Annotated in this window: 22 protein-coding genes; all 22 read right to left on the bottom strand. The window is 35.8% G+C overall.

Going from position 1 to position 20718, the window contains the following annotated elements; all coding sequences use genetic code 11:
• Positions 1 to 38: 38 nt before the first annotated feature.
• Positions 39 to 563, bottom strand: a complete 525-nt coding sequence (locus SM124_RS03030) for a DivIVA domain-containing protein (protein WP_322445009.1) — start codon at positions 561 to 563, stop codon at positions 39 to 41.
• Positions 564 to 867: 304 nt separating this feature from the next.
• Positions 868 to 1641 (bottom strand): YlmH family RNA-binding protein, encoded by a 774-nt coding sequence (locus tag SM124_RS03025; RefSeq protein ID WP_322445008.1) that lies wholly within the window; start codon positions 1639 to 1641, stop codon positions 868 to 870.
• 149 nt (positions 1642 to 1790) lie between these two features.
• Complete coding sequence (locus SM124_RS03020) at positions 1791 to 2054, bottom strand: YggT family protein (RefSeq protein ID WP_322445007.1); 264 nt, start codon at positions 2052 to 2054, stop codon at positions 1791 to 1793.
• A gap of 6 nt (positions 2055 to 2060) precedes the next feature.
• Positions 2061 to 2528, bottom strand: coding sequence for a cell division protein SepF (locus SM124_RS03015; RefSeq protein ID WP_322445006.1), 468 nt, complete (start codon positions 2526 to 2528; stop codon positions 2061 to 2063).
• A gap of 21 nt (positions 2529 to 2549) precedes the next feature.
• Positions 2550 to 3221 (bottom strand): YggS family pyridoxal phosphate-dependent enzyme, encoded by a 672-nt coding sequence (locus SM124_RS03010; RefSeq protein ID WP_322445005.1) that lies wholly within the window; start codon positions 3219 to 3221, stop codon positions 2550 to 2552.
• 10 nt (positions 3222 to 3231) lie between these two features.
• A complete protein-coding gene (pgeF, locus tag SM124_RS03005) occupies positions 3232 to 4050 on the bottom strand; it encodes a peptidoglycan editing factor PgeF (RefSeq protein WP_322445004.1) in 819 nt (272 codons plus the stop codon).
• A 101-nt stretch (positions 4051 to 4151) separates the two neighbouring features.
• Positions 4152 to 4421, bottom strand: a complete 270-nt coding sequence (locus SM124_RS03000; protein WP_322445003.1) for a YlmC/YmxH family sporulation protein — start codon at positions 4419 to 4421, stop codon at positions 4152 to 4154.
• A 111-nt stretch (positions 4422 to 4532) separates the two neighbouring features.
• Positions 4533 to 5312 (bottom strand): RNA polymerase sporulation sigma factor SigG, encoded by a 780-nt coding sequence (gene sigG, locus SM124_RS02995; RefSeq protein ID WP_322445002.1) that lies wholly within the window; start codon positions 5310 to 5312, stop codon positions 4533 to 4535.
• Positions 5313 to 5473: 161 nt separating this feature from the next.
• Positions 5474 to 6193 (bottom strand): RNA polymerase sporulation sigma factor SigE, encoded by a 720-nt coding sequence (sigE, locus tag SM124_RS02990; RefSeq protein WP_322445001.1) that lies wholly within the window; start codon positions 6191 to 6193, stop codon positions 5474 to 5476.
• Between the two features lie 76 nt (positions 6194 to 6269).
• A complete protein-coding gene (gene spoIIGA, locus SM124_RS02985) occupies positions 6270 to 7208 on the bottom strand; it encodes a sigma-E processing peptidase SpoIIGA (RefSeq protein WP_322445000.1) in 939 nt (312 codons plus the stop codon).
• 411 nt (positions 7209 to 7619) lie between these two features.
• Entirely contained in the window at positions 7620 to 8759 is a 1140-nt protein-coding gene (gene ftsZ, locus SM124_RS02980) for a cell division protein FtsZ (protein ID WP_322444999.1), read from the bottom strand.
• Between the two features lie 72 nt (positions 8760 to 8831).
• The gene (ftsA, locus tag SM124_RS02975) at positions 8832 to 10115 is read right to left on the bottom strand and encodes a cell division protein FtsA (RefSeq protein ID WP_322444998.1); all 1284 of its coding nucleotides are present in this window, start codon (positions 10113 to 10115) and stop codon (positions 8832 to 8834) included.
• 250 nt (positions 10116 to 10365) lie between these two features.
• The gene (locus SM124_RS02970) at positions 10366 to 10710 is read right to left on the bottom strand and encodes a small basic family protein (protein WP_322444997.1); all 345 of its coding nucleotides are present in this window, start codon (positions 10708 to 10710) and stop codon (positions 10366 to 10368) included.
• 1 nt (position 10711) lies between these two features.
• On the bottom strand, positions 10712 to 11443 hold the full coding sequence (locus tag SM124_RS02965) for a DUF881 domain-containing protein (RefSeq protein WP_322444996.1): 732 nt from the start codon (positions 11441 to 11443) through the stop codon (positions 10712 to 10714).
• A gap of 127 nt (positions 11444 to 11570) precedes the next feature.
• On the bottom strand, positions 11571 to 12272 hold the full coding sequence (locus SM124_RS02960) for a DUF881 domain-containing protein (RefSeq protein WP_322445045.1): 702 nt from the start codon (positions 12270 to 12272) through the stop codon (positions 11571 to 11573).
• Positions 12250 to 13038 carry a cell division protein FtsQ/DivIB gene (locus tag SM124_RS02955; protein ID WP_322444995.1) on the bottom strand — a complete coding sequence of 263 codons (789 nt, stop codon included), beginning with the start codon at positions 13036 to 13038 and terminating at the stop codon, positions 12250 to 12252. The genes SM124_RS02960 and SM124_RS02955 overlap by 23 nt, the downstream gene beginning before the upstream one ends.
• Positions 13039 to 13429: 391 nt before the next feature.
• A complete protein-coding gene (murB, locus tag SM124_RS02950) occupies positions 13430 to 14338 on the bottom strand; it encodes a UDP-N-acetylmuramate dehydrogenase (RefSeq protein WP_322444994.1) in 909 nt (302 codons plus the stop codon).
• 57 nt (positions 14339 to 14395) lie between these two features.
• A complete protein-coding gene (murG, locus tag SM124_RS02945) occupies positions 14396 to 15499 on the bottom strand; it encodes an undecaprenyldiphospho-muramoylpentapeptide beta-N-acetylglucosaminyltransferase (RefSeq protein WP_322444993.1) in 1104 nt (367 codons plus the stop codon).
• 650 nt (positions 15500 to 16149) lie between these two features.
• Positions 16150 to 16869, bottom strand: a complete 720-nt coding sequence (locus SM124_RS02940) for an N-acetylmuramoyl-L-alanine amidase family protein (protein ID WP_322444992.1) — start codon at positions 16867 to 16869, stop codon at positions 16150 to 16152.
• Between the two features lie 128 nt (positions 16870 to 16997).
• Positions 16998 to 18062: a stage V sporulation protein E gene (gene spoVE, locus SM124_RS02935; protein ID WP_407691370.1), complete on the bottom strand. Its 1065-nt coding sequence runs from the start codon at positions 18060 to 18062 to the stop codon at positions 16998 to 17000.
• 150 nt (positions 18063 to 18212) lie between these two features.
• Positions 18213 to 19565 (bottom strand): UDP-N-acetylmuramoyl-L-alanine--D-glutamate ligase, encoded by a 1353-nt coding sequence (murD, locus tag SM124_RS02930; protein WP_322444990.1) that lies wholly within the window; start codon positions 19563 to 19565, stop codon positions 18213 to 18215.
• Complete coding sequence (gene mraY, locus SM124_RS02925) at positions 19566 to 20540, bottom strand: phospho-N-acetylmuramoyl-pentapeptide-transferase (RefSeq protein ID WP_322444989.1); 975 nt, start codon at positions 20538 to 20540, stop codon at positions 19566 to 19568.
• Positions 20541 to 20718 lie beyond the last annotated feature (178 nt).

Below are 20718 nucleotides of genomic sequence, written 5' to 3'. Positions count from 1 at the left end.
TTTTGTTATGAAATTATATGCGATTAGACCGACTTTCGTCAAGCTAATGTATCTTCTTCTTCACGATTAGTAGCTGATTTTATTTCAGTTGCGTCTAACTCATATTGTAATAGATGATCCCAATCGTCATTGTTCAACATGTCTAGCTGGGCCTCGATTAGCATTTTAAATCGAGTTCTAAACACTTTTGATTGTTTTTTCAAATCTTCAATTTCTAAAGCGATTTTTCTCGCTTTTGATAAAGATTCGTTTACAATACGATCGGCGTTCTTTTCTGCCTCTTTAATAATTAGTTTTGCTTCTTTTTGTGCATTACGTCTAACTTCTTCTGCTGCTTCTTGTGCAACAATAATCGATTTGTTTAGTGTCTCTTCTATATTGGTAAAATGACCTAGGCGATCGTTAAGGTTATTAAGTTTTTCTTCTAGTTCTTTTTTTTCACGGATGATTAACTCATAATCTTTGATGACTTGGTCTAAAAATTCGTTTACTTCGTCTTCGTCATAACCACGAAATCCTTTGTTAAATTCCTTGTTATGTATGTCTAACGGTGTTAATGGCATGTGGCCACCTCCATCATTGTTGTGATTTATTTAAGCTCTATTATGTCGTTGATTTCCGCTCCAGACACTCGCTTTCCGCGGGCGAGTCTGGGAGCCTCCTCGGCGCATAGCGCCTGTGGGGTCTCCCATGACCCGTTCTCCCGTAGGAGTCGAGTGTCTTCCGCTGCAATCAACTAGATTCTATAACAAAGCCATTTGGACAAAGATTTTCCTTCAATATGTACTTAGTGTTATTATTCGACAGTTATATCTATTTTCCTGCAAGTTTTTTATTTTTTTCAAAATTCTTATAACAGATAGATATTTATTTATGTCTACCATAAACGATACGCCACTTGTCTTTTTTTGTCTTTCCCTCGATTGAACTAATTTTTGCACGGCCGTGTCCTCTTAGGGAGAGGACGTCTGCTTCCCCACATTCAAACGCTGTATTTTCAACGGTTGTCCAGTTTACTTTTACATGGCCTTGTTGAATAAAGAGCTGTGACTTTTGTCTCGAGATATTAAATACAGCGGATAGTAAAGTATCTAATCGTAGTGATGAAGCTGTTGTTGAAGCTTCTTCCCAAGTTTCATCCGTTTGAATGGAGTTCTCTAAAGGTAGTTCCTTAACTGAAATGGTTGCCCTACCTATAGAATTTAGATTAAGGCCAACGTAGTCCTTTATTTCCTTAACAGTAAAAAACTGTACCCGTTCATCTTTGATTAAAATATCTCCGTATTTTCCACGTTTTAATCCTAAAGACATTAAACTACCTAGCACTTGTTTATGTGCTATTGTAAGAAACTTTTTTGCATATTCTACTTCGAATAATTGTACCTGAAAATCCTCTTGTTTTACTTCATAATAATCTGGATAAAAAAGCGCTCGTCTACGTTCTGATCCATCATATCCACCAAAAAAATCACATCTTACATCAGATTGTTTTCCAACAATCATTTTTACTATTTGTTGCTCCCTTGGATCAAGAAAATCCGTCAGTTTTGGAGCATAAGTATTCTCAACATGATCTTTCCAATCAAGAACTTGATCAATAAATTCTCTTTCTTCTTTACGAAAATGTTGGTATATATTCATATGTACCACCTTCAATTATAAGCAAAAAGCTGCTTTCACATAAATTGTTTCTATGCTAATACGTGTATTATCCTATTATTATGGAATGAAATAAGGATAAATGAATGATTGTACTAACATCAACAAAATATAAGAAAACAGCCATAAGATTAAAGCATCCAAATATATAACTGCTGCAAACCATTTGTTGCAAAACGTAGAACTAAGATTGCAACAATAGGTGAAATATCAATCATACCCAGCGGGGGAATAATTTTTCTAAATGGCTCTAAATACGGTTCGCAAATGCGCGCTAAAAATTGACCAATTCCGCTTTCACGAGCATTAGGAAACCAAGATAGTAAAATGTAAATAATTAAAGCCCACGAGTAATAAGAAATTAGCGTTGTTAAAACACCAAAGATGAATGTCATTAGTATCTACCACCTCGAATTATCTATTTCTGTCTCTTGTAACATTTGAGAAATACTGCCAGAAACCTCTACATTTTCTGGGGTGCAAAGAAAAATATCAGTACCAACCTTTTGAATATCTCCACCGATTGCATAGACAGTCCCACTTAGAAAGTCAATAATTCTTTTAGCAGACTCTCTTTCAATTCTTTGGAGATTAACTACAACGGCTCTTCGATTTTTTAATTGATCAGCAATGTCCTGAGCTTCTGCATAGACTCTTGGTTCAATTAATACTACTTTAGAATTTGAAGACTTTTGAACACTTTGAAGGCTAACAACGTTTTGTTTTTGTTGAACAGGTTGCTGGTATTGTGTTTGCTTCCCTGTTTGTTTAACAGGCTGTTGCTGCGTCTCTGTGTGCATTTCCTCTTCATTATAGTCATATTCTTCATCTAGGAAAAAAAATGTTTTTAATTTTGATTTTAAGCTCATTATTTTTTACACCTCCTATTTTCATTCTCCGACTAAGGCTGTTCCAATCCGTATCATCGTTGCTCCTTCTTCAATTGCAATTGAAAAGTCATTGGACATTCCCATGGACAGTTCTTTACATGGAGCATAAGTTAATTGTAATTGTTGGACTTGCACTTGTAGTTCTTTTAATGTTCTAAAACATTTTCTAAGTACTGTTTCATCAGAAGTGTAAGGTGCCATGGTCATTAAACCAACCACATGAATGTTTGATAAGTCCATTAAGTCATGTATGAATGGGATAAGAGCATCCGGTTCTAATCCTTGCTTAGATTCTTCACCAGAAACATTTACCTGAACAAAACAATTTATTTTATGACTAGCACGCTTGTCAATTTCTTTTGCAAGGCTTATTCGATCAAGGGAATGTATGTAATCTACTTTATCAATAATGCTCTTTACCTTCCTAGACTGTAGGGACCCAATGAAGTGCCACGTAGGCTTATCTTGTAAATGTTCCCACTTTGCCAATAAACCCTCTTCCCGGTTTTCACCTAAATGAGTTACACCTGCTTGAACCGCCTCAGCCGCTCTTTCTAAACTTACATACTTTGTTACAGCGATTATGGTCACTTCTTCTGTTTGTCGATTTGATTTTTCGCAAGCAGCAGATATTTGTGTCATGATTTGCGCTAGATTGTCCTGAACCCTCATTAAATCTTTATTAATCCTCCTTCCAGCCGATAAAGCTCATCATACGTCCTGTTTTTCCTTTATCACGTCGGTGCGAGAAAAAAGTCTCTTTATGACAGCTAGTACAAAAATTCGTTATCTGAATATTTTTGTCCAATATACCGGATTTTATAAGGATCTGCTTATTCAATTCCTGCAGATTTAAGTAATATTGATTACCACTAATTAGATTATATGGTTTTTTTTCGACAGGTTCTAGTCTATTTTGTACTTTCGTGATAACTTTATCATCTACAATATAACATTTTTCGCAGATGGACGGGCCAATCACAGTTAAAATGTCCATTGTTGGAATGCCTTCTTCTGTAAAAACCTTTACCATTTCTTCAGCAATTCCATCAACTGAACCTTTCCAGCCTGCGTGGGCAATTCCAATTGCTTTATATTTAGGAGCATAAAAATAAATCGGTACACAATCAGCGTAGCACAAGGTTAACAACACACCTGTATCTTTTGTAAAGAAACCATCCGTTCTTTTAAATGTACTTTCATAATCGCTAGAGCCTTTCCCACGCATTGACTTACTGACCTTTTCAATGTGAATTTCATGTGTCTGCTCAGCACCTACCCAGCAATTCAAGGAAATGCCAAGCTGAGTAGATAATAAGCCCCTATTATGACGGACATCGTCGGTAGTGTCCCCAACATGAAAACCAAGGTTTAACTCTGAGAAAGCCTCCTTACTAACTCCGCCATTTTTCGTCGTGAAACCTACAACTAAATGAGGATTTACTGTTTCCCATGAAGGAATATGAAAATATTCTTTATCTTTTAAAACAAATGGTTCCATTTCCTAACCTCTTTTAAATTTGTATTTAATAAAAAACTAGAAGGCTTAAGTTTTCTATAGTTTAACATACAACACCCATGAACACAGCAAAATAAGGAAGATTAACCCTCTTCCTCTAAGTACTTCCCTTCATTTACATCTTTATAACGTACTAAAATAACATCCGTTCCAATCTTAAGTATGTTTTTCCATGGAATGACAACATCTTCATCACGACCAAAGAAACCTAACACCTTCCCGGCACCACTAATAACAATAGAATCAATTTTCCCGGTTGCTAAATTAATATCAATATCTCCAATATTTCCAAGCTTTCTTCCATCTGCGACATTAACAACATCTTTTATTTGAAATTCAGATATTTTGACCACTGTATTCACTCCCACCACAATCTTCTATTAAAAGTATATTAGTGGGTCATGAAATAAATGAGTGATATGCAAGATAAAAATAAAAACAAAAAGCCACCTGTTAAGGTAGCTTTAGCTTTGTATATTCTTATTCATTTGTTTGATAGCAGCTTTTTCTAACCGAGAAACTTGGGCTTGTGAGATGCCAATTTCCTCTGCGACTTCCATTTGTGTTTTTCCTTGAAAGAATCGTTTGCGTAAAATGAGCTTTTCTCGCTCATTCAAACGTCTCATTCCTTCTTTTAAGGCAATTTCCTCAATCCACTGGATATCTTTATTTTTTTCATCGCTTAACTGATCCATCACGTATATTGGGTCTCCACCATCATTATAGATAGGCTCAAATAGTGACACAGGATCTTGAATCGCATCTAATGCGAATACAATTTCTTCATGTGGAACATCTAAAACCTTTGCTATTTCCTCGGCTGTTGGTTCCTTTGATGTCTCACTCATCAATCGTTCTCTTACTTGTAGAGCTTTATAAGCGATATCTCTTAACGAACGAGAGACACGGATTGGATTATTATCTCTTAAGTAACGACGTATTTCTCCAATAATCATTGGAACAGCGTAGGTAGAGAACTTTACGTTTTGGCTTAAGTCAAAATTGTCAATTGACTTCATTAAGCCAATACAGCCTACTTGGAATAAATCGTCTACATACTCACCTCTATTATTAAACCGCTGAATCACGCTTAATACTAGACGTAGGTTTCCATTAACAAGCTTTTCCCGGGCTGAATATTCCCCGCTCTGCATTTGCTTGAAGAGTTCTCTCATTTCTTCGTTCTTTAAAACTGGAAGCTTTGATGTGTCTACACCGCAAATTTCAACTTTATTTCGAGTCAATTCTTTTCCCTCCTACAGGAGCTGCTGTACAAAAAACAGTATCTCCTCCAGAAGGAAAAATATGCACCCTATTCCAGCCCCACAAATGCTCAATAGTCTGTAAAACATTTACAGGACAAGGGAAAAATGACATTAAAATTTTTGTTGAAAAATTTTTCTATCTATACCATTTTATTAAATTCCTTTTTTAATCGTTTAATAATTCTTTTCTCTAATCGAGATATATAGGATTGCGAAATCCCTAGCATATCAGCAACATCTTTCTGGGTTTTTTCTTCTCCAGTACCTAATCCAAAGCGCAACTCCATAATTTGCTTTTCTCGGTCAGATAATTGGTGAAGTGCCTTTAGTAAAAGCTTTTTGTCTACGTTAGCTTCTAAATCCTTTGTAATAATATCTTCCTCTGTCCCTAATACATCAGATAACAATAATTCATTACCATCCCAATCAATATTTAATGGTTCGTCAAAAGAAACCTCAGATCTAATTTTATTGTTCCTTCTTAAGTACATAAGAATTTCATTTTCAATACACCTTGAAGCATATGTAGCTAGCTTTATTTTCTTTTCTGGATTAAAAGTATTAACGGCTTTTATGAGTCCAATTGTTCCTATACTAATCAAGTCTTCAATATTGATTCCGGTATTTTCAAATTTCCTAGCGATATAAACAACTAGTCTTAAGTTTCTTTCGATTAACATAGACCTTGCTGCTTTATCACCTTTTGGAAGTTTCTCTAGGAGAAGTTCTTCTTCTTCCTTTGTTAAAGGAGGGGGTAAAGCTTCACTTCCACCAATGTAGTATATTTCATCTGTTTTAAGACCTAATTTTATTAATAATTTATACCAGTAGTAGGATAAGCGAAGTTTTAAACTTTTCATGAGTTGTCCTCCTTCTAATTTATGTTTTTTTGAGTATAGTATTATAGGTTACTTTATCTTTCCGTGATATCTGCTGCTAGCTTACTTTTGAATGGGTCTGAACCTTTTTGGTAGTCGTTAGCATTTTCGGATGAACAATGCACTGGAAAGCATCATCAGAGGAGAGTTGTTGTTTTGTAAAGGAAACTAAACCTTTTTCAACTAACAAAGTCTCATTCTCCTTCTCGAAGATGATTTCATCTGGTTTAACAGCAATGATCAGTTGATGTTCTTGTCCTACGACTTTATAAGGAATAATTCTCATTTTATTTTCCCATTCAGGTGAAATGGATTCTTCTCCTAAAATAATAGAGTCTGGTTCACTTGCTAACCTAGTAATCACGTCAGGAAGATCATCTCCTAAATTAGCTATTGAGACAAACATGACAGGCATTTTAGAGATTGGGTCATACAGTTGGTTGCCGCTGTCTATAAGTCCCTTAAACCGAAGCTTATTACCTTCTATGCAAACGCACACGTCAAGTAATTGGTCATAACGTATTTTTGTCATTTCAATATTTTCAATGTTCGTCTTAGAAAAATGCCAAGCAATTGGAAATCCTAGTATGACAAATAACCAACTAATCGGATCTCCAAATCCGTGAACACTTGCTAGTAGTACGGACGACGATAATTGATAATCAAACTGAACAAAATAATGAGTCCCTATTAAAGCTCCTCCGACTAAAAATGTCGTCAAATAAAAGGTCATCAAATTACTTATAAAATAGCGAAGCCTCTTATAGCCAAAGACAACAAAAACCATAACTACAGAAAACAATAATTTAACTAACGGGTGACCCGAATAGTCATTGAAAGGAGTAAAGGTTAATAGGATAATAATAGATCCGATAAAACCGCCAGTAAAAACTCTCCAATACTTGAAATCTCTTTTTAAAATAATTGCCGTTAAGTATAGGAGCAAACTATCAAATAAAAAGTTTAATGCCCATATAATATCTAAATAGACGGTCAATTATTTTCCTCCTCTTAAGTAAATGGGAACTCTATTTTTTAATACACTCACCTGACCCTATCGTATAAAAATAATATTTTAACGAATTTTACTTCTCTATTAATCTGTTATGAAAAAGTATAGCGTACATTCCATAATGAAGTGTGTCACTTTCTGTAACCTAAAAGGGAGAATTTTTCAGAGATTCATTCGTTTTTTGTCAATTTTTCTCATTTGATAACAAAAGGCCATTTAAAACCTCCAAAGTGGAAAATTAATCTATTGCAAAAATATCTTCTGGCAAAGAGGGGCCAACACTTTTCTAGCATTCTTGTTCTAAACATATTTAAGGGGAATGAGATATTAATGGAAAAGAGGATATGGTGGCAAAAAACAAAAAAACAAGGCCCATTTTAGACCTTGTTTTTGGTATTACCTTCTACGGTTACGATTACGTAAGAATGTTGGAATATCTAATGTATCTTCTGCTTGATGACTTGAAACCGTTCTAACCGGTTCCTGAATCATTTCTTCTTCACGTTTAGGTTCTCTTCTAGTTTTATCAATAGAAGGTTTTACTTGTCCGAAAGAAGGTCTAGCTTGCTTTGGTACAGCTACTTCTTCATTAAAGCCTGTAGCGATTACCGTCACGACAATTTCATCCTTAAGGTTGTCATTAATAACGGAACCGAAGATCATGTTAACATCTTGGTCCGATGCAGTAGCCACAATATCAGCGGCTTCTTGAACTTCATATAAACTTAGGTTTGATCCACCCGTGATGTTCATAAGTACACCTTGTGCTCCATCGATAGACTTCTCTAGTAATGGAGAAGAAATTGCTTTCTTAGCCGCTTCTGCTGCACGGTTTTCACCTGCTGCAACACCAATACCCATAAGAGCTGAGCCTTTGTTAGACATAATCGTTTTAACATCAGCAAAGTCAAGGTTGATTAAACCAGGTGTAGCAATTAGGTCAGATATACCTTGTACACCTTGACGTAATACGTTATCTGCTTCACGGAATGCTTCAAGCATTGGCGTGCTCTTATCAACGATTTCTAATAAGCGATCATTAGGGATAACGATTAACGTATCTACTGCTTCCTTCATAGAGGAAATTCCACCAGCAGCTTGTGTTGAACGTTTTCTACCTTCAAATGTGAATGGGCGAGTTACAACACCTACTGTTAGAGCACCTAAATCTCTAGCAATTTGAGCGATAACTGGAGCTGCTCCAGTTCCAGTACCTCCGCCCATTCCAGCTGTAACGAAGACCATGTCTGCGCCTTTTAGGACTTCTTCAAGCTGTTCTTTACTCTCTTCAGCAGCTTTTTTACCAACCTCAGGGTTTGCACCTGCTCCTAAACCACGAGTCAATTTGCCCCCGATTTGCATTTTAATTTCAGCTTTTGATAAGTTTAACGCTTGTGCATCTGTATTAACTGCAATAAACTCTACACCTTGAACACCATGTTCAATCATACGGTTTACCGCATTATTACCGCCGCCACCAACGCCAATAACTTTTATCGTAGCTAAAGAATCTAAATTCGTATCAAATTCCAACATGACAAATCCTCCTAATTCGTCGTTATTCCTGGTAGCCTCGACTAAATATCTAAGAGATATGTAGTCCTGAATTTATTCAAAAAAGTATCCAAGGAATTTTTTAACTCTTGATGTAATTTTTTCTTCCGGTTGTTTTTCCGGCTTTGTTTTTGGTTGCGGTTGTTTCTGAACACGCTTTTCATTTACTTCACCAGCAACTGCACTGTTGCTCATGGCTCTTCCTTGAATTTTTGCATTTTTATAAGCAAATTTGATTAAGCCCACTGCAGTTGTATATTGTGATTCGCGCACTCCTATATAATCAGGGATGGCTATTCGAACACGATTTTGGAATACGATTTGAGCTAATTCGAGTAAGCCTTGTGAATTAGCAACCCCACCCGTTAATACATATCCACCAGGTAAATCGTGAACGCCTAAACGTTTTATTTCGTTTTGGATTAAATCAAACAATTCTTCCAATCTGGCTTCAATGATATCAGAAATCTCTAATTGGTTAAATTGTTGATGCTGATCACTCCCTATTATAGGTACACTGAACACTTCCTCTTCAGATGCATGGTCATAGAAAGCGTAACCATGTTTTACTTTAATTTTTTCTGCATCTTCAGTGGATGTACGTAGACCAATGGATAAATCTTTTGTAATATGCTCTCCACCAATCGGAATAACACTGGTTGACTTTAAATGTCCTTGGTCAAATACGGCAATTGTGGTAGAACCACCACCAATATCTACAAGAGCAACCCCTAGATTCTTTTCATCATTTGATAAAGCAAATGCACCTGCTGCCAGAGGCTGAAGGGTGATATCAAGAATTTCTAATCCCGCTCGTTCAACGCATCTAAGTGTATTATGTAAGATCGTTTTAGATCCTGTTATAATCGTTCCTTCAATTTCAAGCCTAACCCCTATCATTCCTCTAGGGTCATTAATTTCATCCAGACCGTCTACAATAAATTGCTTTGGTATAACATCAATAATTTCCCTTTCAGGAGGTATACTTACAACCTGTGCGGCATCTATTACTCTAGCAATATCCTCATTCGTAATTTCTCTGTTTTCACTAGAAACGGCCACTACACCATGGCATGGTTGTAACATTACATGATTACCTGTTACACCAACAATTACCTTTGTGATTTCCATTCCTATCATTCTTTCAGCTTGTTCGATCGCCTTTTTAATAGAATGAACGGTCTCATCTATATCAACAATGGAGCCTTTTCTTAATCCTTTAGACTTCACATTGCCTACTCCAATAATATTTAAAGAGTCATTGACCATTTCCCCAATGATTACTTTTACACTGGATGTACCGATGTCAAGACTTACATAAATTTCATTGCTGTTCATTCTCTGGCACCTCCTTTTAACATTCAATAAAGTTGAACAACAATCATGTTATTTAAACGAATTGGTTTATAAGTAAGTAAAATGAATATTCTACCGTTATGTTTATGAAGATATTTTAGGAGGAAAAAGTTATATTAAAGTATTTCTTTCCCTCTTCGTTCTTCAAAAAAAGTATGAATATTTATCATCTATAAAATTATTCGTCAAAATTAGGATTTTCCCTTTATAAAAATCAATATTTTTCTAATTTTTATTGTTTTGTAGACCATTTTGTCAATAATATTCTACGGATGACAGCAATATTTTGAAATAGCCTTACCCCAAATGCAAAAACGGCTGCTAAGTACAAGTCTACACCAATATGAACACCTAGAAAAGCTAAACTTGCAGCTAGAATAATATTGAAAAAGAAACCTGAGACAAATACCTTTTCATCGTAGACATTTTGAAGGTGTGCTCTTATTCCTCCAAACAATGTATCAAGTGCTGCTAAAACAGCTATGGACAAATAGTTAGAGTATTCATCTGGGATAGAAAAATCAGTTAATAAGCCCAGAATTACCCCAATAATTAATCCTAGAATTGGAAGCCACATATTATTTGCCTCCTTCGTCAGGTTTTACCAGCTCCATATAACGAACTCTAATAGAATCCTCATAAGGAGGAATAGTCGTTCTAATTTCTGGTTTATTTATACTCACTTTAAGGTTATCAATAAAGAAGTCTTCAAGCGCTTTTGAAACTTGCATCCGATTATACAACTTTTCAGCTGTTACAAGATCAGTTGTAAGTGCTTTGATTTCAATTGGAAAACGGTTAAGTGACCGTCCATTAATCTTTGTTTCTCCATTAATATCTCTAATGACCGTTGTATTTATCACCCTTTGACCACCAACTGATACATGTAAAGCCCCGTACATATTAAGCTCATTAAGTAACCTTTTTAAAAGATCAGCAGAAAAATAAATATCTCGTGCTTCACCTATAAATAGTTCTTCACTAAGAGGCTCAATAAACATCGTTATACCTGCACCCGTTACTTCCGTTAGCCCAGCTTCGGTTTTTAGTTCAATTAAAGTATCACGCAGAGCCTGTTCTTTACTAACTTTCCGCTCGGTTTCATACTTTGCTAATTTCGTTTCATTAGACCTAATTTCTCTAATCAGTTTTGACTGTAACTCTTTTTCCTTCGCTAAATCCTCACGTAATTGCCAAGTATCACGAGTATCACGAACTTTAGGTTGTTGGACTGTTTGAAACTGAACAGCTAACATAAAGCCGACAATAATCGTTATAATCGTTAAGCTATAATTTTTTTTTCTGTCCACGTAAATTCACCTAACTTTCCTTCTCTTAGTGGACAAGGCTTTTACATAATGGTTGTTTTCATATATTTTTTTGTAAAATTTAATATTGAAGGGTGCTAATATACTAAGCACCTACATAATCAGCATCCTATGTTCCTAAAATTGGCTCCAACTTTATTTCATCTTTTTTCTCTAAAGTAAATTGAACATTCTCATTCACCAACATGTCCTTTACACCGCCAGTTAGGTTCAGAGCAGAAGATAAAACCTCCGGGTCACCAATTGCAGTTATTTCAAAAGGAGCTGGATGTTGGGTTCCATCGATTTCAATAACTGGACCGTTACAAAGAATATAGGAGTTGTGCTGAAGTCTTTGTCCATTTATTGCAATTGCAGAAGCACCGGAAATATAAAGCTCATTTACAACTTTAAAAACGTGATGTTCATGAACAATATAATTATTTATATTTTTTTCATCAGGATTGTAATCTCCATCAGCAAGTGTCACCTTAACTCCCTTGCCTTTTACTTTCACTTTCCCTAAATACATTCTAAATTTTTCCGCATCTTCAGCTAGATTAAAAAACACCTGTTCTTCCTTTGCCAGATCTTTTTCAATCTCTAATAACTTATCTTGCTTTTCTTTTAATTCTTTTTGCAGACTCCGATTTGTTTTTTCCAAATCGATAAGTTGATTTCGGAGTTGCATGTCTCTCTCCCATTGGCTATTGGTAATAGGAGAAGAGCTATTTTCTTTTTTTGTAAGATGATAGGAGAAAGCCATTATATATCCCAAAACTAAACAAACGAGTGAGAGGATCACATATCTACCCTTCACTTTCATTTTCATTTTCAAGTCCTTCCTCCCCTTCCGTTTCATAGGCTTTAAAAAACGAGCCAACTTCAAGGTCGATTATCCCCTTTTTACTCGGATCCAATTGACTTACTATTGAAGGGTAATGAGGCATTTTTTCTGAAAAACTTCTTAATGAAGCACTTACTTCAAAGCCATCGTTCATAAAAAGAGTAATATGATATTTGTCCGTATCTTTTGGTGAATAATGAATTTCTGATATAGAATTTAAAACTTCCTCTGGTATTGATTCAAGTCCAGTTATCATTTCCCGTATGACATCCCCTTTTGTAAATCCAACTAAAATGGGAGCATTGACTGGAAGTTCTGAGACTGTTTTTTCTAAGATTTCTCCATTACCTAATACAGGCTGAAACTTTGCTTCTTTAGCTATGTAAGCCATTCTTTGCCATTCCTCTGTGTGAATATTAATTGTATTAGGAAGCTGGATGTCAATTTTAACATCCTTTAATTCTGGCAATTTCTTCAATTTGCTTGTAATTTCTTCTTGATTAATATTCCACATGTTTGTGTCTTTAGTTAAGCCTGTTATCTTAATCAATTCTTCCTCTGTATAAATGCGATTCCCTGATACCTTGATAGCCTTAACATGACTTAAAGGAGACTGAAAATATACGACACAAACAATTAAGGAAAAAAATAGTAAGAGAAGGAAGATGAGTCTTTTATTCGCTCTTTTTCGTCTTTGTTGTTTGAGCTTTGGAATTCGATCTTCTATTGAAACAACCTTCCCCTTATCCATTCTCCGTACACCCCTACTCTTTAAAGGAAATAATTAACATTATTAATTACATGTTCTCCTCAACGACCCCAAACAGTTATTTCTCTATCTGCTTGTCCTAAAGTTGACTATGTTTAGTCTAAGAGAAAAACAACGGCACGAGTAATCATGCCGTTCTAATACATTTAGGTCATATTTCCTGTATGGTTATTATGCAATAAAAACCTTTATGGTTAATGATATTGATTAATATCCCTGTACATCATGAGATAAATCTACCCTAGAAAAACAGTGGTTATTGTACCTTATTAAGTTTTCAAAGCACCCAGTAAAGATTAATAATTACAAAAAATTTGCTATTCTAGGGTAATATTATACCACAATATTTGGAACCAGTAAGGAGAATTTCCTGTTACTTTCGACCGATTATTTCCACTTCAGTTTCCATTTTCACTTCATATAAGTCATAAATAGTATTTTTTACATGCTGTATTAGAGCTAATACATCCTCTGCCTTCGCTGTTCCTGTATTAACAATAAAATTACCGTGCATCTCTGAAATTTTTGCCCCACCTATGGAGAACCCTTTTAATCCTGCAACCTCAATTAACTTCCCTGCATAATTTGGAAGTGGATTTCTAAAAATGCTTCCCGCACATGGAAAATTCCAAGGCTGAGTTTCTTTTCGATAATCTTTATTTTTCTGCATCTCAGCTAGTATTTGATCCTTTTTCCCCTCTGTTAGTTGGAAAACAGCCTCAACAACAACACCAGGACGTTTCTTTTGCAATACAGATGTACGGTAAGAAAACTCCATTTCATCTTTACTTAGCCATTCTAATTTCCCATCTTCAAACAAAACTAGTGCTTTCTTTAAAATATTTGAAATGTCTGAGCCATGTGCTCCTGCATTCATGTATACAGCGCCACCAACAGAACCAGGAATTCCACTTGCAAACTCAAGACCTGATAACCCTTTTCTACTGATAGAAGTGGCTAAGCTTACTAATGAATAACCGCCACCTACAGTGATTTCTGTTCCGCTCATCTCTAATTGATCAAGTCCAGGTCCCAGTTTGATGACCACACCTTCTATTCCTTTGTCTGAAACAAGCAAATTAGATCCTCTTCCGATCGTAATCCATTTAACCTTATGTTTACGGATAAGCTCCATCGCCTTCTTTAAATTATCTACAGAGGATGGTTCAATGAGTAAGTCAGCAGGACCACCGATTTTAATGGTTGTATGATTTGCTAAAAGTTCATTTTCCTTTACTTTTCCTACGTTTAATTCTTTAAGTTCTGATATGAATTCCTTCATATATACCTCCCTTTCCGTTACTGTGTTACATTATCATATGCAGATGTCATTTCTAGGCTACTTTTGTTTTTTCTTTACGAGCTCTTCCATTAGTTTATACAGTCTACTGGCAGCATCCTGTATTCCTAATTTTTGTGCTTTCTGTTTCATGTCTATTAATAAGTTTTCATTCATTAAAATGGAGTCTATTTGTTCAACAAGCTTTTTACCTGTTAATTCTTTTTCCGGCAATAATAAAGCAGCACCATGATCGCTTAAAGCACGTGCATTCTTTTCTTGGTGATTGTTTGTAACATACGGACTGGGAATTAAAATACTTGGAATCCCCAAAGAAGTTAATTCTGCTAAAGTGGTTGCCCCTGCGCGAGCAACAGTTAAGTCTATGCCTGCTAAGACCTCTGGCATATTATGAACAAAAGGCTTTATGACAACATTATCGGGATTTCCAATCAAGTTGACTTCCTTTTGAACCTCTTGATAATGCACATCACCAGTTACATAAAGGACTTGATATGGTTTACCTCCCAGTTCTGATAGAGACTTTAACACCGCACTGTTAATAGGTTTAGCCCCTCTGCTTCCACCAACAATTAAGACAGTGGGAACACCTATTTTTAAACCTGCCGTGAGTCTCCCTTGTATTCCATCTTGCCCGAGTACTTCAGATGCACGTGGATTACCCGTTAATATAACTTTTTCAGATGGAAAAAAATTCTTTGCTTCTTCAAAACACACAGCAATCCGGTCTACATAACGACTTAAAAATTTATTCGTTAAACCAGGAACACTGTTCTGCTCATGAATAATAGTTGGTATCCCAAGTTTAGCTGCAGCATATACAACAGGCCCGCAAACGTATCCACCTGTCCCAATGACTACATCTGCCTTAAACTCTTTTAACATTCTTTTACTATCATTAACACCTTTTAAAAACCTTAATACCGTCTTTACATTTTCAAAAGACAGCTTTCTTTTGAATCCAGTAATATGTATTGATTTAAAAGGGATATTTTCACGAGTGACTAGCCCACTCTCTAGCCCTTTTTCAGTTCCTATATATAAAAACTGTGCTGACTCGTTCTCTTTTTTTATCTCTCTTATAAGTGCAAGTGCTGGGTAAATATGTCCTCCAGTACCGCCTCCACTAACAACAATACGCATTCTTTCACCTCATGAGAAAAAGTGTTTTTTGTTTTAACTATGCTGTCCTCTTTACTGTAACAGTTTTAAACTTGCTGAAAACAGCCTTTGGTGTTATTTCACCTTCCTCGCATTACTCATTCTACTATATTCTAATTGGAATAAAGGAAACAATGATAGAATGTCATTTAAATGTAATATTTTTTGTTTGATTCGTAAACTTTGTTTCTTTGTTGCCATTAAGTAATATTCTAGTAGTGTTAATTAAGGCATACGCCTGAAAATTAAGATGATAATATAATGTTGCTATTTAATCAAATTAATTTTTTTCCAACCTATATCATACTAAAAGACAAGCCGTTAATTCCACCATGAACTATAATAATTGATTTCCTAAATTCCAAAATTCGGAACCTTTAAAGTAAATTGGTTCATTTATTTAGTCCGTTCCTTTCCGCTCCAGGCACTTGCTTTCCGGGGGGCGTTCGTCAAGCCTCCTCGTCGCAAGCTCCTGTGGGGTCTCGACTGAAACGCTAATCCCCCAGGAGTCAAGTGCCTTCCGCTGCAATCCACTCAGCGATTTAAACTTTGTTAAAAGTTACAATTTATTTTCTACAATCAAGAACAAAACAAAAAACGAACATCTTTAAAAATGTTCGTTAAATATTAGGTCATTTCTTCCCATTTTTATAATACTTATCAACACCATTAGCAATACCCACAGCAATTTTTTGTTGGTATGCTTTGGTTGAAAGTTTTTTATCTTCTATTTTATTACTCATAAATCCTATTTCGGGTAGGATTACGGGGTGCTTTGACCAATTGAATCCGGTGAGGTCGGTTCTTGGAGATAGTCCTTTTCCATTGAACTTTTTAGCTTTAGTCGTTTTTATGAGTTCGTTGATTACGATTTCAGCTGCTTTTTTACTTTTAGAGTTAATTGATTTTGTATAAGTTGCAGATGGATAGAGTACATGAATTCCTGAGACGTTTTTGTTTGTACTGCCGTCAGCATGGACTCTAATGGTCAAATCTGGTTTCTTTGAATTACAATACTTGGCACGGTCCACATTACTTAAAGATACATTATGAGTAGTTCGTGTCATATAAACCTTATAGCCTCGTTTTTTTAATTCACTCTGAAGTTTTTTCGAGACCTCCAAAACTAGTACGTATTCAGGTTTTTTGGTTACAATCCCAGCCGTTCCGGAGGAAACCTTTGGCTTCATTGATTTAGATCCTGGTGCAATGGGTTCTAATTTATTTATTCCTACTTTTTGATGTCCGGGGTCAATACATATAACTTTACCGGCAGCATCTGCTTGTTTTGGGTGATGAAATACACTTATGAACAAAATAATTACAATAAATAACTTAAAAAAACTCTTCATGATAATCCCCTTCGCTGTAAATAATTCTTTTAAAACATTTTAACCTATTTTAGAAGATATTGGTCGATTATTCTCCGAACGAAAATAAGCCTGAGAATGTTCCAAATGAACTTCTCAGGCTTAAACTCTTAATATCTAGAATGTCGGCTAATATTTAATAGTACCCCAATGGCCATTAACATGAGGGTTAGAGAGGATCCACCATAACTTAAGAACGGGAGAGTGATCCCTGTTACAGGCATTAGCCCTGTTACAACCCCAATGTTAATCATAACTTGAATAGCAACCATTGCTATGATTCCTACGGCTAAGAAACTTCCAAATAGATCGGGTGCTCCTAAAGCAATTCTTATTCCACGCCATAACAATAGAGAGAAAAGTAAAAGTACAAACGATCCGCCAATAAATCCAAGCTCTTCTGCCAATATAGCAAAGATGAAATCAGTTTGTGGTTCAGGTAAGTAGAAGAATTTCTGCCTACTTTGTCCCAAACCTAAGCCGAATAATCCTCCTGGCCCTATTGCATATAAGGATTGGATAATTTGGAATCCACTCCCTAACGGATCTTGCCATGGATCTAAAAAGGAAGTAATCCTTTTTATTCGGTAAGGAGCTGAAATTACTAGGCCAACAAACCCTAGAACACCTAACATCCCTAAACCGACAAAGTGGCTAATTTTAGCCCCAGCTATAAAAATCATCACTACACATGTTCCAACCATAACCGTTCCAGTTCCTAAGTCGGGCTGAAGCATAATCATACCAAAAGCGAGAAATACTAATCCTAGAGAGGGAACTAATCCTTTTCTAAAAGAAGTGATTTTCTTTTGATTTTCCGATAAATATTTTGCTAAAAACGCAATCATTGCTAGTTTCATGAACTCAGATGGCTGTATAGAAAAGGCACCTACACCAATCCAGCTTCTTGACCCATTTCGAACGTTCCCGATCCCTGGTATTAATACAAGGACAAGAAGAACGAAACAGACGATCAGGATAACCTTTGCAAATTTTCTCCATGTCCAATAATCTATGTTCATAATGAAAAACATAGCAAAGATTCCAACACCAGCAAACAACATTTGTCTTTTTGCAAAAAAGAAGGAGTCATTAAATTTATACTCCGCCCATACCGCACTTGCACTGTAAACCATAATTAGTCCAACAGCAAGTAAAGTAAATGTTACAATCATTAAGATTAAATCGGGAGTAGTTCTCTTAGTCGGCAACGCAACACACCTCGAATGCAAGTTTTAGGGCTTACACGTAAGGTTTTACTCCGTCTTAGAACAGATGACTAAACATTATGCCAAACACTTATGTTCCGTTTTGTAGACAAGCCCTTACTTAAGCTTATGCACCGCTTCGATAAAAATGTCTCCCCTAACCTCAAAAGTTTTATACTGATCCCAGCTTGCACATGCAGGTGATAAAAGTATTACATCTCCAGGCTTTGAAAGATTAAAGGCAGCGGGTACTGCTTTTTCAACATTATCGACACGCTGTACCGTTTTTATTCCTGCTTCAAGGGCTGCTTTCTCAATTTTCTCAGCCGTTTGACCGAATGTTACGACTGATTTAACATTTTTTAGAGAAGGTACCAATTCATCATATTCATTTCCCCTATCTAACCCACCTGCTAGCAAAACGATAGGCTGATTAAAGGCTGCTAAGGCATTTTTAGTTGCTAAAATATTCGTAGCTTTTGAGTCATTATAAAACTTTCTACCTTCAAATTCATGAACATATTGAAGGCGATGCTTTACACCTTTGAAGGTATTAAGAACTTTATAGATTGCCTCATTTGTTACACCTGATATTTTTGCTGCAGCAACCGCTGATAAGATGTTTTCAAGATTATGTGCACCCGGAAGCACGATATCCACTGTATTCATCACTTTTTCCTGGTTAAAATACACCCATCCATCCTGAACAAAAGCACCATTATCAAGAATCCTACTAGTTGAAAATGGGACAATCTTTGCTTTGGACTGACGAGCAATTTCCATTACTTCAGGCTGATCGCTATTACAAATAAAATAATCATTTTCGGTTTGATTCAACGTGATATTCGCTTTCGCTTGCCAATATTCATGTAGAGTTCCATGATAATCTAAATGAGCATCATATAAATTAATTAAAATTGCGATCTTAGGATTAAAGGTTTGAATCCCCATGAGCTGGAACGAAGAAAGCTCAATAACAATAGTCTGATCCTCGGTAGCCTCTTGAGCTACATCTGAAGCTACTGTGCCAATGTTACCCGCTATAAGAGGCGATTTTGCCCCTTCATGAAGCATTTCATACACCAAAGTGGTCGTTGTTGTTTTTCCATTCGTACCCGTAATAGCTACAAAGGGAGCTTCAGAAATTTTATAAGCTAGCTCAACTTCAGTAATGACGGGAATTCCTCTCGAAAGAGCTCCTTCAATCATTGGATTATGATAAGGAATTCCTGGATTTTTTACAATTAGCTCAAATCCCTCATCAAGCAAGTCAATGGGATGATCTCCACAAATAACAGTAATCCCCTGTTCTAATAGACCCTGTGCCTCAGGGTTCTCTGAAAGCGGCTTTTTATCATTGACCGTAACAAAAGCCCCTAATTTATGTAAAAGCGAGGCCGCACCAACCCCGCTTTTTGCTAATCCTAAAACTAATATTTTTTTATGACGGTAATCATTTATCTGTTTCAACTACAACCACACCTCGATATAAATTCCAAGTACTGCAAAAAGTATTCCAACACTCCAGAACGTCACTACTACTCGCCATTCAGACCAACCAACTAGTTCGTAGTGATGATGAAGTGGACTCATCCGGAAAATCCTTTTTCCAGTTGTTTTAAAAGATATTACTTGTAGTATAACGGAAAGAGTTTCAATAACAAATACTCCTCCGATAATAATTAAAATAATCTCTAATTTTGTTAAAATGGCTATGGTTGCAATCGCTCCACCTAGTGCTAATGAACCTGTATCTCCCATAAAGACTTTTGCAGGGTGTGCGTTAAATACAAGGAAACCAAGTACTGCTCCGACAACTGCTACAGAAAAAATGGATAGTTCAAATTGAGATTGATTCCAAGCTAATACCGCGAAAGCACCAAAGGCGATCGCAGCTGTACCAGATACTAGACCATCTAAACCGTCCGTTAGGTTAACTGCATTAGAAAACCCTACTAACCAGAAGATAATAAAAAATACATATCCAAACCCTAAGTCTATTGAGTAGTCTGTTAACGGAATTGAAACCTCTGTTGAAAAGTCATTTTGTTTAAAAATAAAGTAAAATACAACAGAAATAATAATTTGACCTAATAACTTTTGTTTGGAAGTAAGTCCCAGATTTCGTTTCATGACAACTTTGATAAAGTCATCTAAAAAGCCTAATAAACCAAATCCAAGTGTTACTAATAAAAGTAAATATGTTTTTACAGTTGGCTCTGCATATTTACTTGTCATCACTAAAGTGGTAATCACGATAGATAGTAAAATCATAATACCGCCCATAGTAGGCGTACCTGATTTTTTCTGATGTGATTTAGGTCCTTCTTCACGAATGCTTTGTCCAAATTTCAACCTTCTTAAGAAGGGAATAAATACTGGAGATAATAAAACAGTAATTAAAAAGCCTAATAGGATTGTGAAAAAAATAACTTGCTCCCACATATTACCCCCTCCTTTCTAGTGACTGTATGTGTTGGATTCTAGACAACTTTTCCACCTTTACAGAACTATCATATGTGCTGGTACCATCATTCAGAAGTTTTTCATTTAAAATAAGGAAATTCGTCATATTTATAATTGCGTTAAACATTGTATGATTTTTTAACATATTCTTTTTGCC

Source organism: Robertmurraya mangrovi, assembly GCF_034427655.1.
GTDB classification, from domain to species: domain Bacteria; phylum Bacillota; class Bacilli; order Bacillales; family Cytobacillaceae; genus Robertmurraya_A; species Robertmurraya_A mangrovi.
The sequence above is the reverse complement of the archived record's forward strand: the minus strand, read 5'-3'. Positions and strand labels throughout refer to the sequence as shown.

Coding starts and splice junctions, on each gene's coding strand:
- SM124_RS03030 (WP_322445009.1), bottom strand. CDS start 563: ATGCCATTAACACCGTTAGACATACATAACAAGGAATTTAACAAAGGA.
- spoVE (WP_407691370.1), bottom strand. CDS start 18,062: ATGATTGTAACATTTACTTTACTTGCTGTTGGACTAATTATGGTTTAC.
- ftsA (WP_322444998.1), bottom strand. CDS start 10,115: ATGAACAGCAATGAAATTTATGTAAGTCTTGACATCGGTACATCCAGT.
- SM124_RS03010 (WP_322445005.1), bottom strand. CDS start 3,221: ATGAGGGTTCAGGACAATCTAGCGCAAATCATGACACAAATATCTGCT.
- murB (WP_322444994.1), bottom strand. CDS start 14,338: ATGAAGGAATTCATATCAGAACTTAAAGAATTAAACGTAGGAAAAGTA.
- sigE (WP_322445001.1), bottom strand. CDS start 6,193: ATGAAAAGTTTAAAACTTCGCTTATCCTACTACTGGTATAAATTATTA.
- SM124_RS02970 (WP_322444997.1), bottom strand. CDS start 10,710: ATGTGGCTTCCAATTCTAGGATTAATTATTGGGGTAATTCTGGGCTTA.
- murG (WP_322444993.1), bottom strand. CDS start 15,499: ATGCGTATTGTTGTTAGTGGAGGCGGTACTGGAGGACATATTTACCCA.
- SM124_RS03025 (WP_322445008.1), bottom strand. CDS start 1,641: ATGAATATATACCAACATTTTCGTAAAGAAGAAAGAGAATTTATTGAT.
- mraY (WP_322444989.1), bottom strand. CDS start 20,540: ATGTGGGAGCAAGTTATTTTTTTCACAATCCTATTAGGCTTTTTAATT.
- pgeF (WP_322445004.1), bottom strand. CDS start 4,050: ATGGAACCATTTGTTTTAAAAGATAAAGAATATTTTCATATTCCTTCA.
- SM124_RS02940 (WP_322444992.1), bottom strand. CDS start 16,869: ATGAAGAGTTTTTTTAAGTTATTTATTGTAATTATTTTGTTCATAAGT.
- ftsZ (WP_322444999.1), bottom strand. CDS start 8,759: ATGTTGGAATTTGATACGAATTTAGATTCTTTAGCTACGATAAAAGTT.
- SM124_RS02955 (WP_322444995.1), bottom strand. CDS start 13,038: ATGGATAAGGGGAAGGTTGTTTCAATAGAAGATCGAATTCCAAAGCTC.
- SM124_RS03020 (WP_322445007.1), bottom strand. CDS start 2,054: ATGACATTCATCTTTGGTGTTTTAACAACGCTAATTTCTTATTACTCG.
- SM124_RS02960 (WP_322445045.1), bottom strand. CDS start 12,272: ATGAAAATGAAAGTGAAGGGTAGATATGTGATCCTCTCACTCGTTTGT.
- SM124_RS03015 (WP_322445006.1), bottom strand. CDS start 2,528: ATGAGCTTAAAATCAAAATTAAAAACATTTTTTTTCCTAGATGAAGAA.